Raw genomic sequence first — 24,108 nt, 5'->3', positions numbered from 1 at the left:
ATTTCACCAAAAATCTACTATTAAAACCCAAAAAAGCCATGAAACGCATCTTAGTTCCTACCGATTTTTCTTCAAGAGCCGAAAACGCTCTTAAGGTTGCTGCTCAAATTGCTAAAAAAAACAATTTTGAAATTCATCTACTACATATGCTGGAAATTCCCAGCCAAATGAACGATGCTATTACAGGCACCACTCCGATACCAGAGATCATGCTTTTTATCCAAAAAGCCAAAGAAACTATGCAACAAACTCTAAATAAAAGCTACCTTAAAGACCTAAGCATTATTGATGCTATCAAATTAGAAAAAGCTTCTCAAGGAATTTTATCATATAGTAAAGACAATGCTATAGACTTAATTGTCATGGGGTCAAACGGCGCTTCTGGACTGACTGAGTTTATCATTGGATCAAATACCGAAAAAGTTGTTCGATTATCCACTGCCCCAGTGATTGTTATTAAAGAAGAAATCAACAACTTCGACCCAAAAAACATCGTCTTCGCTTCTGATTTTTCAGAAGAAATAAAAAAACCGTTTCAAAAATTACTAAACTTCAAACAGTTATTCGATGCAAAACTTCAATTGGTTACTATTTGCACGCCAAATAGTTTCAAACCAACTGCCTTGGCAAAAAAAATCATGACTGATTTCATAAAAGAATTTAATCTAGACAATTATTCTATTAACATCTACAACGATACTAACGTAGAAAAGGGAATTATACATTTCTCAAATGAAATAAATGCCGACCTAATAAGCCTTTGCTCCCATGGCCGTACTGGACTAGCACATTTCTTCACAGGAAGTATTAGTGAAGACCTCGCCAATCACGGAAACAAGCCTTTAATCATTTTTAAAATTTAAAAAAAAGCATAAAAAAAGCCTCTCGAATGAGAGGCTTTTTTGTTGGTCCACTAGGACTCGAACCTAGAAAGACGGCACCAAAAACCGTAGTGTTACCATTACACCATGGACCAGCATGTTTTGCTTTACATCACTGTTGTTTTGTTTAGCGAGTGCAAATTTAGAGCATTTTTTAGTTTTCACAAATTTTTTTCGATTTTTTTTCAAAAAAATTCAATAAAAACAGAAGTAATTCATTATCAAATAATTAAAAAACCAGCTGATTTTGTAGAATTTTTTGTTAATGCCTATATCCTTAAATAAAAAAACATTTTCTTTGTAACTCAAAAAAATTAAACTAAAATTTACTACATGAATAAGGAGTCTTTCAATTTTAAAAAATGGAATACTATTATAGGATGGATTGCATTTGGAATCGCTTTAATAACCTATTCACTTACCGTTGAACCCACAATGAGTTTTTGGGATTGTGGAGAATACATCGCTACAGCCGCAAAGCTAGAAGTAGGTCACCCTCCAGGAGCTCCTTTATTTCAAATGATTGGTGCTTTTTTTGCCATGTTTGCCTCAGATGCCCAACATGTAGCACTAATGGTAAATATGACTTCTGTTTTTTCAAGTGCCTTTACTATTCTTTTTATGTTCTGGTCTTCGACTATGATTTTAAGAAAAATAGTTTCTAATACCGATGAAACTAACAAAAACAATGATTTTGTTATCTTAGGAAGTTCGTTTATTGGTTCTCTAGCCTATACTTTTTCAGATAGTTTTTGGTTTAATGCAGTTGAAGCCGAGGTTTATGCGATGGCTTCGTTACTTATCGCACTACTATTCTGGTTAGGATTGCGCTGGGAGCAAGACATGGATAAACCAAGAGGAAACAAATGGCTACTAGTAATTTCTCTAGTTGTAGGACTTTCATTTGGAGTTCACTTTATGGCATTACTAACCATTCCTGCAATTGGTTTTTTATATTATTTTAAAAATTACAAAACCGTTACAGTCAAAAACTTCATCATTGCCAATGTAGTAGTCGTTTCAATTTTATTATTCATTTTCAAATTATTGCTTCCGTTAACGATGGCATTTTTTGCAAAAGCAGAAATATTTGCTGTTAACAGCCTTGGTATGCCATTCAATTCAGGAACTATTTTAGCTGCTTTGGCTGTAATTGCAGGTTTTTATTTTGGATTAAAATACACAAAAGAGAAAGGCTTAGTTACTTACAACACGCTTATCCTTTGCGTTTTATTCATTCTTATTGGATTTTCAACCTGGCTGATGTTACCTATTCGTGCTAACGCCAATGTAATTATTAACGAAAACAAACCTTCGGATGCTCGTGAAGTTTTAGCCTATTACAACAGAGAGCAATATGGATCCAATCCTTTATTTTACGGACCACAATATACTGAAACCTTTGCCGGTTTAGACAAAGACACTCCTTATCTTGACAAAGCACCTAACTACGAAAGAGATTACAAAACAGGAAAATATGCAATTGTAAACAACTATAAAAACGCCGAACAAAACAGTGACAACGCACACAAAGCGATTTTACCAAGAATGTGGAGCCCAGATCATATTGAAAACTACATCAATTTTACAAATCCGCCTGAGTTTAGAATTAACCCTGATTATCCATACGAAAATGACTTGGCTAATTATGGCGTAGATGCAAGCCAACTTTCGCCAGAAGATTACAACAAAGCCATTGCACAACTAAGAGGTGAAGTTGAAAAAAACGTAGCTGAATTTAGACAAGCCTACGCTCAAAAACAAATTGACAACGAAGGTTTTGTTAAATTCCTACGAAGCTATAGTGATTACTTAATCATTGATAAACCTACCACTACTGACAATCTACGTTTTATGGCCGAATACCAATTTGGCTATATGTACTGGAGATACTTAATGTGGAACTTCGTTGGTCGTCAAAGTGACAATCAAGGTAAATATGACAACCAAGATGGTAACTGGTTAAGTGGAATTTCATTTATTGACGACATGCATTTAGGCTCACAGGACTATTTACCTGCTGACGCCCTAAACAACAAAGGCCGTAATGTGTATTATTTTATTCCTTTTATTTTAGGACTTATAGGTTTAATGTACCATGCAAGCAAAGACTTAAAAAGTTTTTATGTACTATTAGTCTTGTTCTTATTCACTGGAATAGCTTTAAAAATCTACCTGAACGAAAGACCTTTTGAACCTCGCGAAAGAGACTATGCATTAGTGGGCTCGTTTTACGTATTTGCTATTTGGATTGGACTTGGAGTGTATTCCTTGTATGAAAGTGCTAAAAAAAGTCTTTCACCTAAAATTGTAGGCCCCGTAATTGTAGCAGCATCCTTATTAGCAGCTCCAGTAATCATGGCATCTGAAAACTGGGACGATCACGATCGTTCAGGAAAATACACCGCATTAGCAATGGCTAAAGCCTACTTAAGTTCTTGCGATCCAAATGCAATTTTATTTACCATTGGTGACAATGACACCTTTCCATTATGGTACGTACAAGAAATTGAAGGCTACCGTACCGATGTCAAAATTGTCAATACAAGTCTTTTTATGACAGATTGGTACATTGACCAAATGAAAACTAAAACCTACGAATCAGAACCACTACCTATTTCGTTTACCCACGATCAATACGTAGGAGACAAATTAGATTATGTGGTTAATATTCCAAAAACAAAAAGCCGTTGGAGTGTAAAAGGATTGATGGATTTTATTAAACTTCCTAAATCAACCGTACAAATGCAAAATGGACAAACTATCCATTTTTACCCTACAAACCAACTTAGAATTCCAGTAGACAAAAACACCATTATCAAAAACAAAATAGTATCTGAAAAAGATTATGATTCCATAGTTCCTTATATTGATATTGACACCAAAGGAGGCGCATTATACAAAAACCGTTTAATGATGCTGGATCTAGTTGCTAATAACAATTGGAAAAGACCTATTTATTTTAGTGGTGGAGCATTTGATGATGAAGAATACCTTTGGATGAAGGATTACCTTCAATTAGACGGTATGGTTTACAAACTAGTTCCTGTAAAAACTACAATTCCAAAAGACGGAAACCCTATGGAAATGGGTAAAATTGACAGTGAAAAAATGTATAATATTATCATGAAATGGGATTGGGGGAACAGCAATGGCGACATCTATCATGATCCAGAAACGCGCCGTGAAAGTATCACCTACAGAACCAATATTTCACGATTGATGTACCAATTAATCCAAGAAGGCAAAATTGATAAAGCTAAAAAAGTAATTGCCTTAGCAATGGATAAAATGCCTGTGGACAAATTTGGCTACTACTCTCTACTAGAACCATTTGCCGATGGCTATTATAAAGTGGGCGAAAAAGCAAAAGCACATTCGCTTTTAGAAAAACTAGTGGGTAAATACCAAGACAACTTGAATTACTACGGCAAAATGACACCTTCAGATCAATCGAGTCTAGCCATGGATATTGTAACTGATATAGAACGTTATCGTGGATTACTGGAAGTAATGAAGAAAAATAATGATCAAGCACTTTATCAAAAACACCGTGTAGTTTTCAATACATACATCGAAATCTTCAACCGATTTGGCAGAGAAAAAGAATAACTTAAAAATATTCCTTTGATTAAAAAAATGTAGCAATTCTAATAAAATAGATTGCTACATTTTTTTTATCTTTCAGTAAACAAGTACAATAAAATGAAACCCTATTGGATTAAGACCCACTTTATCATCAAGAAACTATTTCCAAATCTCATTTGGGACATTCCTAATAAAGAAAAGAAAATCTACTTGACTTTTGATGATGGTCCCACTCCAGAAATAACCCAATGGGTACTCGCCGAATTAGAAAAACACCAAGTAAAGGCTACATTTTTCTGTATAGGTAAAAACATCGCTGCACATCCTGAAATTTTCAATACAATCATTGAAAAAGGGCACAGCATTGGCAATCATACCTATAATCATTTGAATGGATGGAAAACAAAAACTGAACATTATATTGAAAACTCATTGTTATGTGAAAACAACATTTCAAATCTGCAATCTAAAATCTGTAATCTAAAATCTAAACTCTTCCGTCCGCCTTACGGCAAAATAACAGCAGCCCAAGCTAAAGAACTAAGACAATTGGGTTATAAAATAATTATGTGGGATGTTCTGAGTGCCGATTTTGACCAAACGATTAGCCCAGAAAAATGTTTAGAAAATGTACTGAAAAATACCCAAAACGGAAGTATCGTCGTATTTCACGACAGTGTAAAAGCGTATAAAAATTTAAAATATGTATTGCCTAGAGCCTTGGATTATTTAACCAAAAACAACTATTCTTTCGAAAAATTGTAGTGCTAAATTTGCTCTTGAACAATGCTAATAAGCGAATTAGCATCTAACTCTCCAGATTGCCTCCAAACCATTTGACCGTTTTTGTACACCATCAATGTTGGCAATCCCTTAATTCGTAAGGCTTCGGCTAGTTCTTGATTTTTATCCACATCAATTTTTATCACCTTTGCTTTATCACCTAGAGCAGCAGCAACATCTCTTATTACTTCATGCATAGAAACTGAAGATTCATTCCATTCTGTATAGAAATCTATTAACACTGGAACATGTGCACTTATAAGTTCTCCAAATTTTGACATAAAACCAACGAATTATTTTTTTTAAATCTAAGAAAAAATTCTGTTTCTTACATACAAATGTAGCATTTTTCACGAATTATGCTACTCCATTCCCTTTTTTAGTTCGATAACTGTAATTTCGGGCATAATACCTACTCTACCAGGATACGCATGAAAACCAAAACCGCGATTTACATACACATAACGCCCTAAATGCTCGTACAAACCTGCCCATTGCGCATATACATATTGCGCCAAACTCCATTTAAAATAACCTGGAATTTCAATCCCAAACTGCATTCCGTGCGTATGACCTGAAAGTGTTAAATGAAAATGTTTCTCATTATTTTTAACCTCGTATTCCCAATGGCTAGGATCATGACTCATCAATATTTTAAACGCGTCTTTAGTCAATCCTTCAGAAGCCTTATTCAAATCACCAGCCTGTTTAAAATTTTTACCCCAATTCTCCACTCCTACCAAGGCTATTTTGTCCTCCCCTTTTTGAATAAGTCTATGCTCATTCAACAACAACTCAAAACCAATTTGCCCATACAAATCTTTAATTTCTTTGAAATTCTGGTCTTTTTCCGTTTGGGAAGACCAAGTCACATACTCACCATAGTCATGATTACCTAAAACGGAATATTTACCATATTCGTGTGCTTTAATTCGGTTAAAAGTTTCAATCCACGGATGCATTTCTTTAGCATGTGTATTCACAATATCGCCAGTAAACAAAATTAGATCCGAATTTTGTTCGTTGACCAAATCAATCGCGTAATTAATCTTCTCAGCATCATCAAAACTCCCCGAATGAATATCTGAAATTTGCGTAATCGTAAAGCCATCAAAAGCATCTGGTAAATCCGGGAAAAAGATACGTTGCTTAATCACTTTGTAATTGTATTTCCCAACCGTAATTCCGTAAATCAGCGACAAAAAAGGAATCGCAGCCAATCCTAAACCTAGCTGACTAACAAACTTTCGTCGGCTGGGCATAATTTCGTTTCGAGGCACATTGTACAGGGTATAACTGACTAAACTAGTCCCCACACGCACAATATCTTCGGTCAACAAAACAATCGCCAACACAATTTTAGGAACATACACCACCAGCATCAAGCCCATCACAAACATTGTTTGCTTAGTTTGTCCCACCGAGCGGTCAAAACTAAAAAAACCATACACAATATAAACCAAGATAGCCACACTAATTGCGGCATAACTGATCAAAAACCATTTGTCTTTAAGAATTGTTTTAAAAGCCTGAAAAGCATACAATTCGATGATAAAAAGAAAAACTATAAAAAACAACAACCTAAAACCCATTGCAAAATATTTTTACACAAATTAACAACTTCTCTCCCTTACTAAAGAACAACTTAATTAAACTTTAACGGAATCTTTTTATTTTTTGTAAGAATAATTTAATATATTTGAAAAAATATATTGCGAAATAAAAGCTGCGCCAATCTACCCTATTTTGGCTGTATTTGCGAAAGTTTATTGCGTATATTTATGAGTTATGGGCAAGTTTAATACAGAAATGAAATACACAATTCTTTTAATATCTTTTTTATTTATGAGTTGTAATTCACAACCAAAGAACAATCTTTTTACTTCCGAATTTGGATACTCAATAATACTTCCAGAAAAATGGGCTGAATACGAAGACGAAGAAAATGTAAATGCATTCTTTGATACAGAAAATTGGACTGGTAATTTAAGAATTACTGTAATTGAATTAGACAGAAACATTGATGACAATTATATTGAAAAGGAATACAAGAGTCTGAAAAACGCCGAAAAAATTATTACTCAAAATGGTTATATTGGATTTAAGTATTTAGAAAAATCTCAGGACGGTTTAATGTATTATTGGCAATTATTTTATAAAAATAAATTGTTTGTTTGTTCATTCTTATTGAACCCCGAAAATAATACAAAGCTAAAAGAAACCGAACTTGAAAAAGTTGGAAAAATTATAAATTCATTAAAAGCTTTTAATAAAACCAGCCCATAACAGCAAGGGATTCGTTGCGTGCGAAGCACGAACAATGAAGCCCGTGTTGAACAGCTTGTCCCGATAATTATCGGGAGAACCGCTGCCATTCCACAACTATGGAGTTATCGTAAAGTTTTGATAGAGAATTTCAAGAGGATTTAGTGTCCTCTTTTTTTGAAGTGGTTTCAAAGATGGTTTTGTCGTGTTTTCCTTCACCTTAGGGCATAAGTTCCCTTACCCATAAAATCAACTTTCACAGGGAATTGGGTTTTGGCCTCCAAAAGCCATTGTACTTCGATATTACGGAAACATTCTTTTTCCAATCGTCTCGAACTGCGAACGCCGTTGAGATAACCGTATAAATACAGTTTCAAAAATACTGCTATGGCAAAACTTGGACGACCTTCTTTTTGTAAAACCTTGGACGGAAAACCTATTCTCTCAAAATCGATATGATTTACAAAAGATTCAATAAAACGAACAGGATTATCTGCTGTAATTTTATCTTCTAAACTACTTATCTGTAGCTGATGGCGAGGAATTCCTTGGATATATTGCATATATAAAAATACGATTTTTCTCTCTACAAAAGAAATAAAAAACTATATTTGTTTGTAGATTGTGAGGTTTTTTCACAGTCTGACGTTGTAGGCAATCTTAAAGACCGACACACCCAAACAAATTACTATCTTTGTAAAATGAAATTGGTTAACGAATACATTTATTTAGACATATCTCAAAACGCTGACATTGACAGTTCGTTTTGTGTAACAACACAAGACCAAACCTATATATTATTAACTTTTGGCTTGTTTGCTAACGACTGCCTGTTTGACTTGGCCGACAATAATTATCTAATAAACATACGATTTGCAAAGACTTACTTTGAAAAGTATAATGAAAGCCTTGAAATAAATATTGAAAAACAAAGTATTTGTTGCAACACACAGACAAAACTTTTAGACTTGATTAATTGCAAGTTGACAGGTATTCACAAAAAAATATTTTTAGAAAGCACCATTTTGTTTTTACTTTATCAATCTCAAAAAAGTAGTTTGATATTTCAGTTGGGTTGCGACACTTGTGCAGTTTTAAGCAAACCAACAGTCATAGAAAAAATGCAATTGGCTAAAAATTATATTATTGATAATTTATCAAATAATATCACAATACCCATTATTGCAAGTGCAGTAGGTACAAATCAATGTTATCTTAAAAAGGGCTTTAAAGAAGTTTTCAATCAAACTGTTTTTGAATTTATACAAGAAAACAGAATGATTAAAGCCAAATATTTGCTTGAAAACACATCTCAAAACATTTCAGAAATTGCCTTTGCTGTGGGCTATGCTTCATTGAGTAGTTTCAGTCAAGCATATAAAAATTATTTTGGCATTACACCATTGGAACAATCCAAATCAATTATTCCCAATTTCTAAAATTCTATTCCCTAATACTAAAACTTACTATTCATTTTATTTAGACTTTTGCAACTCAATTTATAACAAATCTAAATAAAAATAAAATAATGAATAAAATTTTAGTATTACCATTAATGCTTTTAAGTATTTCAACCTTTGCCCAACTATCAACACAGGACACTTTAACAAGTCGAAATCTTGAAGAAGTAACAATTATTGGAGATAAAGGTAAATCATTACCAGGGGCAGGGCAATATATTGGGGTTCGTAAATTAGAAAAACTCAATCAGCCTAATGTAAATAATGTACTAAGGATTATACCCGGGGTGAATGTAAGAGATGAAGAAGGCTTTGGTTTAAGACCCAACATTGGTTTAAGAGGAACACCCGTAAACAGAAGTGCGAAAATTACTTTGATGGAGGATGGTATTCTTATTGCACCAGCACCGTATGCTGACCCATCGGCATACTATTTTCCAACTTTTGCTCGTATGCAGGGCATCGAGGTTTTAAAAGGAAGCAGTCAAATAAAATATGGTCCATATACAATCGGAGGTGCAGTAAATCTACTTTCAACAACTATTCCAAGCACATTTAAAGGTTTTGCTCAATTATCGTATGGTAGTTTTGGTACTAATCAACAAAGAGTTTGGGTGGGAGATAGTCGTAAAAATTTCGATTATGTTTTTGAAGTAAATCGTATTGCAAGCAACGGGTTTAAGAAATTAGATAATGGCGGTAATACAGGTTTTGATAGACGAGATGTAATGGGAAAATTACGTTGGCACACAGATGAAAATGTAAGAATACCACAATCTGTAACATTAAAAGTATTAAATACTACCGAAGAAGGAAATGAAACGTATTTAGGACTTACCTATGAAGACTTTAAAGCAAACCCAATAAAAAGATATGCAGGGACACAAAATGATATTTTAGACTTAAAACATAATCATCTTTCATTAAATCACACTATCATTCCATCTAAAAATTTAGCCATTAACACAACAGCATATTATTCATATACTCTTAGAGATTGGTATAGAGCCAATACCTTTGGTGGGAAAAGCATCAACAATATTTTAGCAGACCCAATCACAAATCAAGAAGGATATAATATTATGTCAGGTAAAGCAAATGGTGCTATCGAAGGGCAAGCGTCTAATAGAACTTATCTTTCAAAAGGATTACAAACCAATGCTCAATATTCATTCACTACCAATGAAATAAGCCATAAATTTCAGGTAGGTATTCGTTATCACACAGACCAAGCTGACAGGTATGCAACAAGTTCAACCTCCACAATGACAAATGGAGTTTTGATACAGACTGGAATTGGTTTCAAAGGAAATAAAGAAAACCAAATCAGAAATGCCAAAAGTTTTGCTACATTCTTAAGTTATGATTTAAGTTACAAAGGATTAAAAGTAAGTCCTGGTGTTCGTTATGAAAAAGTAAATATTGATTTTCAAAATTATGGAACAGCCGATAATGCTAGACTAGGAACAGCTTTGAAATCTGCCAAAAATGATTTATTTATTGTATTGCCAGGTATTGGAATAAATTATGAATTAAATCCAAATATGAGTGCCTTTGGTGGGGTACACAAAGGCTTTTCACCCCCAGGGATGCCATCTATAACTTCTACCACAGGACAAGCAAAAGTAGAAACTTCAATAAATTATGAATTGGGTTATCGTTTTAATAAAAGCGGATTAAATGCTCAGGTTGTAGGATTTTTAAACAACTATGACAATATTTTAGGTTCAGACAATGTTTCTGGTGGCGGAGCTGGTACAGGCGATTTGTTTAATGCAGGAAATGCAAAAATTCAAGGATTAGAAATTGGAATAGAATATGATTTACTGCACAAAAAGAATGCAAATTCAGACTTAAAATTACCTGTTAGCATTGCCTACACTTATACTGATGCGAAATTTCAAGAAACCTTTGTAAATGGTGGTGGCGACTGGGGAAGTGGAACAATTAACAAAAATGATTTAATACCTTTTATCACTCCTCATTTATTAACGACAAGTATAGGTATTGAAAATAAAAAATTTAATGCCACTATTATAGGCCGATATACAGGAGAAACAAGAACGAAGCCAGGTCAAAGTGATGCAATAGTACCAAATGATAATATAAAGTATAATGATGTGAACACAATTACAGGATTTTTAATTATAGATGTATCTGCAAATTATAAATTCAGTCAAAACTTTTCAGCTTTCGCAACTATCAATAATATAACTAACAACAAATCCATCGTAGCTAACCTTCCGCAAGGATATAGACCTAATATGCCTTTGAGTTTTAACATAGGATTAAAAGCCGAGTTTTAAGACAAAAAAGTCGAGTAGGTAAAGGGGTGTTTCACCCCTAAACCTCTCGCAGAACCGTACGTGAACCTCTCGATTCATACGGCTCTTCTTAATTCAAGTCTTTTAAGGTCTGAAGCCTTCGTATTGCCAATGTTCAAACAAGTTTGGAAAGTCTCTTGATAACTTTTGCAGGTATTTATATCCTACGTACCAAGGTTTCTTTCTAAATCGACGGTATTTGTTGCGTATCCATTTGGTCAAGCGTAGATGCAAAATCTTGAAAAGCTTTCGCATTTCACTCATTCGGAACTTGCCATAGTAATTTATCCAACCTCGGAGTTTGAGTTTTAATAGTTCCGCAATTTTACTTATCGGAAATTGAACCCATCGATGAAAATTCATTTCTTGGAGTTCTTTCACTATTCTACTCCTACTCTTTTGGCTCATTGCCGGCGAAAATCCTAATCTAATTTTCCCCCGTTCTTTCACTACTCGTGGCTTAAAGGTATATCCTAAAAAGTCGAACTTTTGATATCTTACCTTAAATGGAGGTTGGCGTTTTTGATTGCTTCGGCAATAGACGATTTTTGATTTCTCTTGGTTTAATTCCAATTTGCAATCTCGCAATCGCTCTTTTATTGCTTGCATCAATCTTAACGCCTGCTTGATGTTCTTGCAATGAATTACAATATCATCGGCATACCTCTGAAAAGGTGTCGTTGGACTTCTTTGGATTATCCATTTATCAAACACGATATCCATAAAGATATTGGCAAGCACAGGACTGATTACTCCGCCTTGTGGCGTGCCTTTTCCCTCTGGGTGTTTGATGGTTCCGTCTGCTAACTGAACTGGTGCATTGAGCCAGCGTTTTACATACATCAAAATATGTTTCTCTTGTGTGTAAAACTGTACTGCTTTTAGCAATAATTCGTGGTCAATGTTGTCGAAAAACCCTTTGATGTCCAAATCGATTACCCAACTGTATTTCATACTGTTGATTCGGCATTGTTCTATGGCATCGTGTGCCGATTTGTTTGGTCGATAACCAAAACTGCTCGGATGGAAGTGTTCCTCTACAATTTGCTCCAGTTCTGTAGCGATTACTTGTTGGGCAACCCTATCGACAATGGTAGGAATGCCCAATGGGCGCATTTTTCCATCGCCTTTGGGTATCAAAACCTGTCTGACTGCTTTGGGGTAGTAACTGCCACTTGCCATTCTATTCCACATCGGGTACAGATATTTGCGAGTGTTTTTGGTTACTGCTTCGATGGTTACTCCATCTACTCCACTAGCTCCTTTGTTGGCTTTTACTCTCTTAAAAGCTTCTTGTACCTGCAACTTACTTATCGGTTGCGACTTGGGTTGTTCATTAAAAATCATACTTAAATTGCTTTAAGGTGTTATACAATAAATCAACTAATTAAGTGAAGTCCTTCGCTCGCCCCACATTTCTGTGGAGCTCTTTTGGATATGTTCGCTACTACGACTTCATCCGCCCCAAGAACTAAACATTGCTACTTTCTGCCTTTTCCGCTCTGGGATTTTTGACATTTTTGCTTACCATTTTAGTCTTGGTTCTCCTGTTCCTTATTAGAGCCTGGTTATAGTTCTTGCCCTCTTTATGCCGTGTGCCGTGTAGCCAGTAATCAGGTTATCCGCTACACTCTGTCTCGCTGGGTCGCCGACCCCATAGATTTTGACACAGTAAAAGTTATTTTCGACACCTCAATAAGGGTTTGCTTGCGCTCAACTCCTATAACCGCACCATACAGCTACTCAACATACAAACGTTGGCACTGCTTTGACCTTGACGCTCAATACCAAATCTCTTTAATTCAGCACCTCAAGGCGGTTTGAAAACAACTCCTGAAAGTCCTATCCGATAGTCCAATTCTTTACTCGCAATCCTTTGTGAGTCCTCCACGCTTCTTGGCGTGGCTCGTTTCTGAACCCTCATAAAGCCTATCATCTCTAATAAAGTTATGTTGCCTTTTCAAAGAACTTTTATATCTTCGTATCCTAAGGCAACGCAGGACACACGCCGAACGCACAACGAACGCACAACAGCAAGGGATTCGTTGCGTGCGAAGCACGAACAATGAAGCCCGTGTTGAACAGCTTGTCCCGATAATTATCGGGAGAACCGCTGCCATTCCACAACTATGGAGTTATCGTAAAGTTTTGATAGAGAATTTCAAGAGGATTTAGTGTCCTCTTTTTTTTGAAGTGGTTTCAAAGATGGTTTTGTCGTGTTTTCCTTCACCTTAGGGCATAAGTTCCCTTACCCATAAAATCAACTTTCACGGGGAATTGGGTTTTGGCTACCCGATAGCGCGGATTTGTAATCCGTGCCCACAACAGTGAGCAAATAAAAAACAAGACCATACCTTAAAGCCCCGCGCTACCTCACGAAATAAAATTCGACGAAGTCAATCCTTTCGTGTGCCACTTTTATCCAATCTTTATTGAATAACTTGATGAGATTTCTCCTTCGTCGAAATGACAAGATTGCGAAAACAAACACATCAAAAAAATAAAAATTAGTCGTATCTTTGAATAAATCATTGTATTTATGAATGTTACTTCCAAAAAAAATGAATTGATAAAATGGTTATCCTCTATTGAGGACAAAACTATTATTGATCAAATTGACAATTATAGAAAACACCAAACTTCTTTTGATATTGACAAAGAAATAAATACTGCCATTACAGCTGATGAACTTAAAAAAAGAACTTCTGATTTTTTAAAGTCATTAGAATGGAAGAAATAAAAATCTTCTATAAACCTGAAGTTGAAAATTACATCAACGAACTCATCCTGATTCTTTACAACGATAATTATTTTAGCTACCTTGAAAATGCAATCGCATACAAAGACAAAATAATTGATTTTATTGAGGTCAATATAAGCTCTTTCCCCTCAAAACCAACTCCCTTAGAGTTATACAATTTAGGCTCTAACTATATTTTTTACAAAAGCAACCCAAGAACAACATGGTATATTTTCTTTGAACGAAGAAAAAACACTTACTTAATAACTTATATATCAAACAATCATACTGAAATAGCACAGTTTTTATAAGTGATTTTAAAATTTCCCCGCTCGGGTGCTTCGTTCCTCGCAATAACTCACTAAACAGTTAATTCATTACTAACTTTTAACTGCGTGAGTGATAGCAGTGGAAAGCCCGCAAACAAGTGTAGCGTCAGCGCAACTTGTTGAGGACTTGCAACGAATAGCACGACCTCGTTGCTGTTATCATTTTTCTAAAACCACAAAACATTCCGCAACGAGGGCACGCCCATAAAAAATCAGTTGTAAAAACCAATCTTTGTAGAGTTACTGGATGAGATTTCTCCTTCGTCGAAATGACAAGATTGTGAAAAGTCTCGAATAACCAAATCAACAATTAGATTAAATGAAGTGTTTTTAAAAAGCTTTGTTTATTTTTACATCCAAATACTATAATTATGTCAGCTCAAAAACGTCTTTTTCTACTCGATGCCTATGCTTTAATTTTTAGAGGTTATTATGCCTTTATTAAAAATCCTAGAATTAATTCTAAGGGCATGGACACTTCGGCCATTATGGGATTTATGAATTCATTAATGGATGTAATTAAGCGTGAAAAGCCAGACCATCTGGCAGTAGCTTTTGACAAGGGCGGTAGTGATTTGCGCAACGAATTGTTCCCAGAATACAAAGCCAATCGTGATGCCACTCCGGAAGCAATTAAAATTGCGGTTCCTTACATTCAGGCTTTGCTTAAAGCCATGCACATTCCTATTATTGAAGTGGCAGGTTACGAAGCGGATGACTTGATTGGGACAATTGCCAAACAAGCCGAACAACAAAATTACAAGGTGTACATGGTAACTCCGGATAAGGATTTTGCCCAATTAGTGACCGAAAATATTTTTATGTACAAACCAGCCCGTATGGGTAACGGCATCGAAATCTGGGGAATTCCTGAGGTTTTAGAAAAATTTGAAATCGAAAGACCGGAACAAGTAATTGACTATCTGGGCATGATGGGCGACTCTGCCGATAATATTCCAGGATTACCGGGTGTGGGTGAAAAAACCGCTAAAAAATTCCTGGCTGAATACGGTTCGCTGGAAAATCTTTTGGCGAATACACACCAATTAAAAGGTGCTATCAAAGATAAAATTGAAGCCAATGCCGAATTGGGTTTATTGTCTAAAAAATTAGCCACTATCCTACTGGATTGCCCAGTAACATTTGACGAGAAAGATTACGAACTTTCAAAACCAGACGTTGAAAAAACAGATGCTTTGTTTAACGAATTGGAATTTAGAAGAATGGCAGAACAGTTTGATGCTATCTTCAAAAATCCTTCGCCAGCTCAGACTGAAGGACCAGCGATTGACGAAGCCAAATTATACAAAAAACCGCAGCCCAAAAACGAGGATCAATTTGATTTGTTCTCGGCAACTACGCCGGGACAGGATGCCGAAGTGGCGCATACGCAATTTTACAACACACTTGAAAACACACCACATTCGTACCAAGTGGTTCAAGGTGATTTAGGTATTCGCTTGCTGTTGCAAAATTTACAAAAACAAACTTCCGTATGTTTTGATACCGAAACTACAGGATTGGATGCCTTGCATGCCGAATTAGTAGGTATGTCTTTCTCTTATGAAAAAGGCAAAGGTTTTTATGTTCCGTTTCCGGAAAACCAGGAAGAAGCGCAAGCTTTGGCAGAAAAATTCAAACCGTTTTTTGAAAATTCAGAAATTGAAAAAATCGGTCAGAACATCAAATACGATTTAAAAATATTATCAAGTTATGGTATTCGCGTAGCTGGAAAATTATTTGATACTATGATTGCGCATTACTTGATTAATCCAGATATGCGTCATAATATGGATATTCTGGCAGAGACGTATTTAAAATATTCACCAAAATCCATCGAAGATTTAATTGGCAAAAAAGGTAAAAACCAAAAATCAATGCGTGATGTCGACCTAGAAGATATCAAGGAATATGCTGCTGAAGATGCTGATGTAACTTTCCAACTGAAAGAGCTTTTTGCTACCGAATTAGAAAAAACAGCCACTCAAAAATTATTTGACGAAATCGAAATTCCGCTTGTGCCTGTGTTGGCTGCTATGGAAACCGAAGGAATCAAACTGGACGTTCCTTTCCTAAAAGAAATGTCGGTAGAAATGCAAAAAGAGATTAACGCATTCGAACAAAAAATATACGAAAAGGCTGGAGAAAAATTCAATCTGGCTTCTCCAAAACAATTGGGTGATATTTTGTTTGACAAATTGAAAATTGGCGGTGCCAAACAAAAGAAAACCAAAACTGGCCAATACGCAACCGGTGAAGAGGTATTAAGTTACTTAGCAAACGAACACGAAATAGTACGTGACATATTAGAATGGCGCCAAATGGTGAAATTACAAAGTACTTATATTGACGCATTACCCAACCAAGTTGATAACAAAACAGGTCGCATCCATACCGATTATATGCAAACGGTAGCCGCAACGGGACGTTTGAGTTCGAATAACCCGAACTTACAAAACATTCCTATTCGTACCGAAAGAGGAAGATTAATTCGAAAGGCCTTTATTGCCCGCGATGAAAATTACACCTTAGTTTCTGCCGATTACTCTCAAATTGAATTGCGTGTAATTGCAGCGTTAAGTGGTGAAGAAAATATGATTAAGGCTTTCCAAAACAACGAAGACATTCACAAATCGACGGCTTCTAAGGTTTTCAATGTACCTCTGGATGAAGTAACGCGTGAACAACGTAGCCATGCTAAAACAGTCAACTTTGGAATTATCTACGGAGTTTCGGCATTTGGACTATCCAATCAAACGAGTTTATCCCGTTCGGAAAGCGCCGATTTGATTGAGGCTTATTATAAAACTTATCCAAGATTGAAGTCTTTCATCACTGAGCAAATTGATTTTGCACGAGATCATGGTTATGTACAAACCATCTTAGGACGTCGTAGGTATTTGAAAGATATCAATTCACAAAATGCTATTGTTCGTGGTGGTGCCGAGCGAAATGCGGTGAATGCTCCTATTCAGGGTTCGGCTGCAGATATTATCAAAATTGCAATGATTAATATTCATAACAAATTGGTTTCAGAAAACTGGAAATCGAAAATGTTATTGCAAGTACATGATGAGTTGGTATTTGATGTTCACAACTCGGAATTAGAACGTATCCAACCGATGATTCAACACGAAATGGAAAATGCTTTTAAACTGGAAGTTCCTTTGGTGGTGGATTTAGGTATGGGGAAAAACTGGCTGGAAGCACACTAAGATTTTAGATTGCAGATTGTAGAATTCAGATTTCAGCAGCCTCAAAAAATAAAAAATCCATTTCTTTATTTCTTAGAAATGGATTTTTTTTTGGTTCTGGATGATTCTCTTTCTTTCAGATTCGTTTTAATAACGACGGTTTGGTAAGGTGCTTCGTTTTCTTCATCGGCTTCTAAGCGGTCAATGAGTAATTTGGCCGCTACTTCGCCAATTTCTACGCCGTGTTGGCTTACGGTACTTAAACTTGGTGTCAATCTTCGAGAAGCTAAAATTCCATCGGCAAACCCAATAATAGAAAGTTCTTCTGGAATTTTATATCCTTTTTTTATCGCTAACTTTAATACCGCTACCGAATCGCGCTCATCAAGTGCAAAAACTCCATCTATAGTGTTATTATCAAAAATGGCTTCGATTCTTTTCTTCATATCCTCTTCCGAATTGGTACGAAGAATGATATTTTCATTCAGTTCCATTCCGTTATTTGCTAGAGCCTTTAAATAACCTTCGGTTCTTAGTTTACCCACACTTAAATCATCTACCGAAGAAATTAGCGCAATATTTTTACAACCTGTATCAATTAAACGTTGGGTTACATTAATTGCCGAATCATAATCGTCTACCACTACTTTATCGCATTCGACCTCTTCGGCAATACGATCGAACATGACAATTGGGGTACCTTCATTAATGATATCCGTAAAATGAGAATAATCATGAAGTTTTTGAGCTTCCTCAGAAACCGACAGAATAAAACCATCAGTTGTTCCATTACTCAACATTTCGAGTGTGTTGATTTCTTTTACAATAGATTCGTTAGAGATACAAGTAATCACATTATACCCTTTTTGATCGGCAACTTTTTCAATACCACTAAACACTTTAGCAAAAAAAGAATTCATAATGTTAGGTATAATAACACCAATCGTTCTGGTTTTTCTGTTTTTTAAATTTAACCCAATAATATTAGGTTTGTAATTTTTAAGTTTAGCGTACTCCTTAATCTTAACCTTAGTTTGATTACTAATCTCTGGACTATCATTCAGTGCTTTAGAAACTGTAGAAACAGAAACATTGAGTTCTTTGGCAATTTGTTTCAGTGTAGCTTTAACTTTCATATTGAATATATTGTCTTAATTATTTGTTGTTTAGCTTGAAAAATAAAGTGAAAATTTGTTTAAATTCAAGAAACAATGGGCTTGAAAAAGAATAATTTTCACCCTTCCTTCTATATACAGCAAGAATGCAAGGTAATCAAATTATTTTTGAAATCAAATGTAAGATAATTTTAAGACCGAAGCACCAAGTCTAATTATAAAAAAGAAGGCCTCTAAAACAAAATAAATATCCAATTGATAATCAGCATAGAAACCAAATAAAATTATTTATTTTTGGATTTGTATTTAAAATAATTAATTGTACTTTTGCAACCCCTTTATTGGGGACGGAATGTTTAATTAAAAAATTTTTATTGTGAACGCATTAAGCTACAAGACAATTTCAGCTACAAAGGCAAACTCTACTAAAGAGTGGATCGTTGTAGATGCAGAGGGTCATAACTTAGGACGTCTTGCTTCTAAAGTCGCTATGATTTTAAGAGGAAAGTACAAGCCAAGCTATACCCCACACGTGGACTGTGGAGATAACGTTATTGTTATCAACGCTGAAAAAATCAACCTTACAGGTAACAAAATGGACGACAAAATTTACATGCGTCATACAGGTTATCCAGGAGGACAAAGAACTTTAACTGCTAAAGTATTGCAAGCTAAAAACCCTGCAGCTCTAGTAGAAAAAGCAGTAAAAGGTATGTTACCTAAAAACAAATTAGGTGCTGAACTTTTCAGAAATTTAAATGTTGTTGTTGGTTCTGAGCACAAACAAGCGGCCCAAAAACCAAGAACTGTTAACCTAAACGATCTTAAGTAATGGGAGTTATTCACAAAATCGGTAGAAGAAAAACCGCTGTTGCACGTGTTTATGTTTCAGAAGGAACAGGAAAAATCACTGTAAACAAAAAAGAATTAGCAACTTATTTCCCAACAGCTACTTTACAATACAAAGTGATGCAACCTTTGTCTATGACAGAAAACGCTGAAAACTTTGACGTAAATGTAAATGTTTACGGAGGTGGGATTACTGGTCAAGCAGAAGCTGTAAGAATGGCAATCGCTCGCGCTATGTGTGAAGCAAACGCTGAAAACAGATCTATCTTAAAACCAGAAGGATTATTAACAAGAGACCCAAGAATGGTTGAACGTAAGAAATTCGGTCAGAAGAAAGCTCGTAAGAGATTCCAATTCTCTAAACGTTAATATTACCTGTCTTGTACAGATAGTGCAAGACTTTATCAATTATTTATTGAAATTAAAAAACACAGTTATTGTTGCTCTCCTATCGAGGTAGGAAATAGTTTAGCATCTAAATGTATAAAGCCGATCATGTCGCCATTTATACATTGCTAATCAACAGAACGTAAACTAGTACAAAAATGGCAAACAAAGTAGAAGTAAAAGAATTACTAGAAGCAGGTGTTCACTTCGGACACATGACTAGAAAATGGGATCCAAACATGGCTCCTTACATTTATATGGAGCGTAATGGAATTCACATTATCAACCTATATAAAACTGCAGCTAAAATTGAAGAAGCTAATGAAGCTTTGAAAAAAATCGCTGCATCAGGTAGAAAAATCTTATTCGTAGCTACCAAAAAACAAGCAAAAGACATCGTTGCTGAAAAAGCAAAAGCTGCAAACATGCCTTACATCACTGAAAGATGGCCAGGTGGAATGTTAACAAACTTTGTTACTATCCGTAAAGCAGTTAAAAAAATGTCTTCTATTGATAAAATGAAGAAAGATGGTACTTTTAACACGCTATCTAAAAAAGAGCGTTTACAAGTAGATCGTCTTCGTGCTAAATTAGAAAAAAACTTAGGTTCAATCGCTGATATGTCAAGACTACCAGCTGCATTGTTCGTAGTAGATATCAAAGCTGAGCACATCGCAATAAAAGAAGCACAAAAATTAAACATTCCAGTATTCGCAATGGTTGATACTAACTCTGATCCACGTGAAGTTGATTACGTTATTCCAGCCAATGATGATGCTTCTAAATCAATTGAGAAAATTTTATCTATAGTAACTACTGCAGTTATTGAAGGACTTTCTGAAAGAGGTGCTGAAAAAGAAGTTGCAGAAGAAGCTACTGAAGAAGCTCCAGCTGTTGAAGCTGCTCCAGCTACTGAAGAATAAATCAAATTTTAAATTCCAAATTTTAAATCCCTGTCTGCCGACAGGCTGGCAAATTCCAAAATCAGATTTTTAACTTTCTGATAACCTTGGAATTTGGGATTTGAAGATTGGAATTTTTACTTTTAACATTAAAATAAAAAATACATTATGGCAACAATTACTGCTGCAGACGTAAATAAATTAAGACAAGCTACAGGAGCCGGAATGATGGACTGTAAAAAAGCCTTAGTTGAAGCTGAAGGAGATTTCGACAAAGCAATCGAAAACCTACGTAAAAAAGGACAAAAAGTAGCTGCTAACCGTTCTGACCGTGAGTCTTCTGAAGGAGCTGCTGTTTCTTTTATTAATGCTGACAAAACTAAAGGTGCAATCATCACTTTAAACTGCGAAACTGACTTCGTAGGTAAAAATGAATCTTTCGTTACTTTAGCTAAAGATTTAGTAGAAAGAGCTATCAATTTCTCTTCTAAAGAAGAATTTTTAGCTTCTGATTTCAATGGAATCACTGTTGCTGAGAAATTAATCGAGCAAACAGGGGTTATCGGTGAGAAAATCGAAATCGGTGGTTTTGAAATCTTAGAAGGTGCTTTCGTTGGATCTTACGTTCACGTAAACAAAATTGCTGCTTTAACAGCTATTTCTGCTCCAATTGCTAACGCTGAGACATTAACTAAAGATATCTCTATGCAAGTTGCTTCTATGGGAGCTGACACATTATCTTACAAAGATTTCGATCCTGCTTTCATCGCTTCTGAACTTGAAGCTCGTATTGCTGTAATCGAAAAAGAAAATGAAGAAGCTGCTCGTTTAGGAAAAACGTTGAAAAATGTTCCTAAATACATCTCTTATGCTCAATTAACTGAAGAAGTATTGAAACAAGCAGAAGAAGATGCTAAAGCTGAATTAAAAGCAGAAGGAAAACCAGAACAAATCTGGGATAAAATCATCCCTGGAAAAGTACAACGTTTTATTTCTGACAACACTACTTTAGATCAAGAGAAAGCTCTTTTAGATCAAAACTTCATCAAAGATGACAGTAAAAAAGTGGGTGACTATGTTAAAGGATTCAATGTTGAAATCTCAGGTTTCAAAAGAGTTACTTTAGGATAATCCAAACCGTATTCTGAAATACAAAAAGAAGCTGTCTCACAACTTGAGGCAGTTTTTTTTTTACAACAGGATTTAGCTTATATTTAAGTGTTGATTTTAAGTCCTCTGAAGACGAAATTTAAACATTACAATCAAAATCAAACCACCCTTTTACCTTATTCATTTGATGAATTTATTGTAGCCCAGCATCCTGTTCGTATTGTAAATCAGGTTGTAGAATCAATCAATATCAAACCCCTACTCAAAGCCTACAGCGAAGAAGGTAACCCAGCGTATCATCCCAAAATGTTACTTAAAGTCATGTTGTATGCCTACATGAACAATGTTTATTCTTCTCGAAAAATTGAATTGGCCATAAGAGAAAATATAAATTTTATGTGGCTTACTGGTATGACAGTGGTGGACCACAATACCATTAGTAGATTTAGAACCAATAAACTCAAAGATTCTTTTAAAGAAATTTTCAAGCAAGTTGTTTTAATGTTAGCTAGTGAAGGTTTAATTTCTTTAAAGCATTACAGATGGTTATGTTTTATACGATCAATTGTTACGAATATGGGCGTTAAAAAGTTATAATTATTTTGCAAATGATGTCAATATCAGTACTAAAATTGAGCAAATAAAAGATCAAATCGAATCTAATTTTATTCCAAATACAACAGGCGAAAAATACCATGAACGAACATACAATGATTTAAAACTAGTTAATTTCATGCCTTGTTCCTTCTCCCCTGCGGGATACAAAACCCCCTTTGATGCTTTTGCTCATTCCTTAGCTTTACTGTTAAACATTGGGGCACAAGATTTTCAGGAAGCCATAATTCAACATGCAGAAAAAACCAGAACCGAAACTAAATTAGGAATTCTTCCTGCCTTTTGGCCTCCTATCACAGAAACAGATGCCGACTGGAATTTATTAAAAAACAATTTCAAATACGAATTTAGAAATTATCCAAACGAGTTTCATAACGGAGGGAGCTGGCCCATGGTAAATGGATTTTATGGTTTAGCCTTATTGAACAAAAAACAAGTTAAAGTGGCTAAAACACTTCTAAGCGCAATTAATAATGCTAATGCAAAAGAAGACTTTAGTTTCTATGAAAACTTCAATACCGAAACAACAGCAGTAAATGGAGTCCCTTTTTGTACTTGGAGTGCAGCCGCAACAGTGCTATTGACCCAAGGAATCACAACTAATTTTAAATTATTGATTTAAAATGGAAAAAACAATCGACATTATCTGTATAGGGGAATTACTCATAGATTTCATTGGTCATGAAATTAATACTCCAATAGCCGAAATAGAAAATTACAGCCGTTTTTTGGGAGGATCCCCAACTAACGTCGCCATATAAAGTTCGAAAATAGGACTAAAAACCGCTTTGGTAGCCAGTTGTGGAAAGGATGGACTTGGTCATTTTATGCTAAAAAAACTCAATGAAAGTCATGTGAACACGGCTCATGTAAAAGAGCAAGAACACTATCCATCCTCGGTAATTTTTGTAACAAAATCAAGCGATACTCCTGAATTTATTCCTTATAGAGAAGCAGATTACCATATCCATGAAACACAAATACCAGATGTTTTATTAGAAAAAGCCAAAATTTATCATACCACCTGTTTCGCTTAAAGCAAAAACCCAGCTCGCGAAACTATTTTAAATAAAGCCGAAAGAGCATCCCAAATGGGATTACAAACCAGTATTGACTTAAATTATTCTGAAAAAATATGGCCTGACCGAGCCGAAGCTTTTGAAACTATCAGAAAATATCTTGCTACTAAACCTTTAGTAAAATTAAGTGATGACGATTGTTTTCGATTATTTAATGAAACTAAAAGCGACGATTTTATAATTAATTATTTCAGCCAATTAGGTGCAAAAAGCATCTGTTTAACAAAAGGAAAAAACGGAGTAGTCCTTTGGGATTCTTCAATAGGAACAGCCCATAAAAATGCGCCTTTAGTTGAAAATATCAAAGACACTACAGGGGTAGGAGATGCTTTCTGGACAGGTTTTTTATATGGCAAATTACAGCAAAAAGAACCGCTAGAGTGTATCAAAACTGCACAAAAATTAGCCAGTATCAAATTGCAGCATCTTGGACAACTTCCAGATAATGTTCAAATCGAAGAGTCATAAAACAACTATAAAAACTTTA

Annotated in this window: 20 protein-coding genes, 1 tRNA gene and 1 pseudogene; 16 read left to right on the top strand and 6 right to left on the bottom strand. The window is 35.1% G+C overall.

What is annotated here, in order from left to right:
- Window positions 1–38: 38 nt before the first annotated feature.
- The gene (locus P5P90_RS11245) at window positions 39–863 is read left to right on the top strand and encodes a universal stress protein (RefSeq protein WP_278034774.1); all 825 of its coding nucleotides are present in this window, start codon (window positions 39–41) and stop codon (window positions 861–863) included.
- Window positions 864–905: 42 nt separating this feature from the next.
- Here P5P90_RS11245 and P5P90_RS11240 read toward each other — a convergent pair.
- Window positions 906–976: transfer RNA gene (locus tag P5P90_RS11240), tRNA-Gln, on the bottom strand.
- A 238-nt stretch (window positions 977–1,214) separates the two neighbouring features.
- Between P5P90_RS11240 and P5P90_RS11235 the strand changes: the two genes are divergently transcribed.
- Together P5P90_RS11235 and P5P90_RS11230 are read left to right on the top strand one after the other, a co-directional pair.
- Window positions 1,215–4,493 carry a glycosyltransferase family 117 protein gene (locus P5P90_RS11235; protein WP_278034773.1) on the top strand — a complete coding sequence of 1,093 codons (3,279 nt, stop codon included), beginning with the start codon at window positions 1,215–1,217 and terminating at the stop codon, window positions 4,491–4,493.
- A gap of 93 nt (window positions 4,494–4,586) precedes the next feature.
- Window positions 4,587–5,234, top strand: coding sequence for a polysaccharide deacetylase family protein (locus P5P90_RS11230; protein ID WP_278034772.1), 648 nt, complete (start codon window positions 4,587–4,589; stop codon window positions 5,232–5,234).
- A gap of 2 nt (window positions 5,235–5,236) precedes the next feature.
- Here P5P90_RS11230 and P5P90_RS11225 read toward each other — a convergent pair whose 3' ends face one another.
- Entirely contained in the window at window positions 5,237–5,533 is a 297-nt protein-coding gene (locus tag P5P90_RS11225) for a thioredoxin family protein (protein WP_278034771.1), read from the bottom strand.
- Window positions 5,534–5,614: 81 nt separating this feature from the next.
- Window positions 5,615–6,844 (bottom strand): metallophosphoesterase, encoded by a 1,230-nt coding sequence (locus P5P90_RS11220; RefSeq protein ID WP_278034770.1) that lies wholly within the window; start codon window positions 6,842–6,844, stop codon window positions 5,615–5,617.
- Between the two features lie 253 nt (window positions 6,845–7,097).
- Between P5P90_RS11220 and P5P90_RS11215 the strand changes: the two genes are divergently transcribed.
- Window positions 7,098–7,538 carry a DUF3805 domain-containing protein gene (locus tag P5P90_RS11215; protein WP_278034769.1) on the top strand — a complete coding sequence of 147 codons (441 nt, stop codon included), beginning with the start codon at window positions 7,098–7,100 and terminating at the stop codon, window positions 7,536–7,538.
- Between the two features lie 194 nt (window positions 7,539–7,732).
- Here the strand turns inward: P5P90_RS11215 and P5P90_RS11210 are convergent, their stop codons facing one another.
- Entirely contained in the window at window positions 7,733–8,080 is a 348-nt protein-coding gene (locus tag P5P90_RS11210; protein WP_278034768.1) for a transposase, read from the bottom strand.
- Window positions 8,081–8,128: 48 nt separating this feature from the next.
- Here P5P90_RS11210 and P5P90_RS11205 point away from each other — a divergent pair, with 48 nt between their 5' ends.
- Together P5P90_RS11205 and P5P90_RS11200 are read left to right on the top strand one after the other, a co-directional pair.
- A complete protein-coding gene (locus P5P90_RS11205; protein WP_278034767.1) occupies window positions 8,129–8,956 on the top strand; it encodes a helix-turn-helix transcriptional regulator in 828 nt (275 codons plus the stop codon).
- 89 nt (window positions 8,957–9,045) lie between these two features.
- Complete coding sequence (locus P5P90_RS11200) at window positions 9,046–11,283, top strand: TonB-dependent receptor family protein (protein ID WP_278034766.1); 2,238 nt, start codon at window positions 9,046–9,048, stop codon at window positions 11,281–11,283.
- Between the two features lie 102 nt (window positions 11,284–11,385).
- Here the strand turns inward: P5P90_RS11200 and ltrA are convergent, their stop codons facing one another.
- On the bottom strand, window positions 11,386–12,648 hold the full coding sequence (gene ltrA / locus P5P90_RS11195; RefSeq protein ID WP_278034765.1) for a group II intron reverse transcriptase/maturase: 1,263 nt from the start codon (window positions 12,646–12,648) through the stop codon (window positions 11,386–11,388).
- A gap of 1,192 nt (window positions 12,649–13,840) precedes the next feature.
- Between ltrA and P5P90_RS11190 the strand changes: the two genes are divergently transcribed.
- From P5P90_RS11190 to polA, 3 genes are all read left to right on the top strand, one after another.
- Window positions 13,841–14,041 carry a hypothetical protein gene (locus P5P90_RS11190; RefSeq protein WP_278034764.1) on the top strand — a complete coding sequence of 67 codons (201 nt, stop codon included), beginning with the start codon at window positions 13,841–13,843 and terminating at the stop codon, window positions 14,039–14,041.
- On the top strand, window positions 14,029–14,352 hold the full coding sequence (locus tag P5P90_RS11185; RefSeq protein WP_278034763.1) for a hypothetical protein: 324 nt from the start codon (window positions 14,029–14,031) through the stop codon (window positions 14,350–14,352). Before P5P90_RS11190 ends, P5P90_RS11185 begins: the two co-directional genes overlap by 13 nt.
- 389 nt (window positions 14,353–14,741) lie before the next feature.
- Window positions 14,742–17,585 carry a DNA polymerase I gene (polA, locus tag P5P90_RS11180; protein WP_278034762.1) on the top strand — a complete coding sequence of 948 codons (2,844 nt, stop codon included), beginning with the start codon at window positions 14,742–14,744 and terminating at the stop codon, window positions 17,583–17,585.
- A 65-nt stretch (window positions 17,586–17,650) separates the two neighbouring features.
- Here polA and P5P90_RS11175 read toward each other — a convergent pair whose 3' ends face one another.
- On the bottom strand, window positions 17,651–18,700 hold the full coding sequence (locus P5P90_RS11175) for a LacI family DNA-binding transcriptional regulator (RefSeq protein WP_278034761.1): 1,050 nt from the start codon (window positions 18,698–18,700) through the stop codon (window positions 17,651–17,653).
- Between the two features lie 355 nt (window positions 18,701–19,055).
- Here P5P90_RS11175 and rplM point away from each other — a divergent pair, with 355 nt between their 5' ends.
- The 7 genes and pseudogenes from rplM to P5P90_RS11140 all read left to right on the top strand — a co-directional run bounded on the left by rplM (window position 19,056) and on the right by P5P90_RS11140 (window position 24,089).
- Window positions 19,056–19,511, top strand: coding sequence for a 50S ribosomal protein L13 (gene rplM / locus P5P90_RS11170; RefSeq protein WP_278034760.1), 456 nt, complete (start codon window positions 19,056–19,058; stop codon window positions 19,509–19,511).
- On the top strand, window positions 19,511–19,897 hold the full coding sequence (rpsI, locus tag P5P90_RS11165; protein ID WP_278034759.1) for a 30S ribosomal protein S9: 387 nt from the start codon (window positions 19,511–19,513) through the stop codon (window positions 19,895–19,897). The genes rplM and rpsI overlap by 1 nt, the downstream gene beginning before the upstream one ends.
- A gap of 176 nt (window positions 19,898–20,073) precedes the next feature.
- Window positions 20,074–20,838 carry a 30S ribosomal protein S2 gene (gene rpsB, locus P5P90_RS11160; RefSeq protein ID WP_278034758.1) on the top strand — a complete coding sequence of 255 codons (765 nt, stop codon included), beginning with the start codon at window positions 20,074–20,076 and terminating at the stop codon, window positions 20,836–20,838.
- Between the two features lie 147 nt (window positions 20,839–20,985).
- A complete protein-coding gene (tsf, locus tag P5P90_RS11155) occupies window positions 20,986–21,948 on the top strand; it encodes a translation elongation factor Ts (protein WP_278034757.1) in 963 nt (320 codons plus the stop codon).
- A 90-nt stretch (window positions 21,949–22,038) separates the two neighbouring features.
- Window positions 22,039–22,524: a transposase gene (locus tag P5P90_RS11150; RefSeq protein WP_278034756.1), complete on the top strand. Its 486-nt coding sequence runs from the start codon at window positions 22,039–22,041 to the stop codon at window positions 22,522–22,524.
- The gene (locus tag P5P90_RS11145) at window positions 22,493–23,164 is read left to right on the top strand and encodes a glycoside hydrolase 100 family protein (protein WP_278034755.1); all 672 of its coding nucleotides are present in this window, start codon (window positions 22,493–22,495) and stop codon (window positions 23,162–23,164) included. Before P5P90_RS11150 ends, P5P90_RS11145 begins: the two co-directional genes overlap by 32 nt.
- A gap of 148 nt (window positions 23,165–23,312) precedes the next feature.
- A pseudogene (locus P5P90_RS11140) lies at window positions 23,313–24,089 on the top strand (carbohydrate kinase family protein).
- Window positions 24,090–24,108 lie beyond the last annotated feature (19 nt).

Source organism: Flavobacterium nitratireducens (assembly GCF_029625335.1).
In the GTDB taxonomy this organism is placed as follows: domain Bacteria; phylum Bacteroidota; class Bacteroidia; order Flavobacteriales; family Flavobacteriaceae; genus Flavobacterium; species Flavobacterium nitratireducens.
The sequence above is the reverse complement of the archived record's forward strand: the minus strand, read 5'-3'. Positions and strand labels throughout refer to the sequence as shown.

Coding starts and splice junctions, on each gene's coding strand:
- P5P90_RS11245 (WP_278034774.1), top strand. CDS start 39: ATGAAACGCATCTTAGTTCCTACCGATTTTTCTTCAAGAGCCGAAAAC.
- P5P90_RS11235 (WP_278034773.1), top strand. CDS start 1,215: ATGAATAAGGAGTCTTTCAATTTTAAAAAATGGAATACTATTATAGGA.
- P5P90_RS11230 (WP_278034772.1), top strand. CDS start 4,587: ATGAAACCCTATTGGATTAAGACCCACTTTATCATCAAGAAACTATTT.
- P5P90_RS11225 (WP_278034771.1), bottom strand. CDS start 5,533: ATGTCAAAATTTGGAGAACTTATAAGTGCACATGTTCCAGTGTTAATA.
- P5P90_RS11220 (WP_278034770.1), bottom strand. CDS start 6,844: ATGGGTTTTAGGTTGTTGTTTTTTATAGTTTTTCTTTTTATCATCGAA.
- P5P90_RS11215 (WP_278034769.1), top strand. CDS start 7,098: ATGAGTTGTAATTCACAACCAAAGAACAATCTTTTTACTTCCGAATTT.
- P5P90_RS11210 (WP_278034768.1), bottom strand. CDS start 8,080: ATGCAATATATCCAAGGAATTCCTCGCCATCAGCTACAGATAAGTAGT.
- P5P90_RS11200 (WP_278034766.1), top strand. CDS start 9,046: ATGAATAAAATTTTAGTATTACCATTAATGCTTTTAAGTATTTCAACC.
- ltrA (WP_278034765.1), bottom strand. CDS start 12,648: ATGATTTTTAATGAACAACCCAAGTCGCAACCGATAAGTAAGTTGCAG.
- P5P90_RS11190 (WP_278034764.1), top strand. CDS start 13,841: ATGAATGTTACTTCCAAAAAAAATGAATTGATAAAATGGTTATCCTCT.
- P5P90_RS11185 (WP_278034763.1), top strand. CDS start 14,029: ATGGAAGAAATAAAAATCTTCTATAAACCTGAAGTTGAAAATTACATC.
- polA (WP_278034762.1), top strand. CDS start 14,742: ATGTCAGCTCAAAAACGTCTTTTTCTACTCGATGCCTATGCTTTAATT.
- P5P90_RS11175 (WP_278034761.1), bottom strand. CDS start 18,700: ATGAAAGTTAAAGCTACACTGAAACAAATTGCCAAAGAACTCAATGTT.
- rpsI (WP_278034759.1), top strand. CDS start 19,511: ATGGGAGTTATTCACAAAATCGGTAGAAGAAAAACCGCTGTTGCACGT.
- rpsB (WP_278034758.1), top strand. CDS start 20,074: ATGGCAAACAAAGTAGAAGTAAAAGAATTACTAGAAGCAGGTGTTCAC.
- tsf (WP_278034757.1), top strand. CDS start 20,986: ATGGCAACAATTACTGCTGCAGACGTAAATAAATTAAGACAAGCTACA.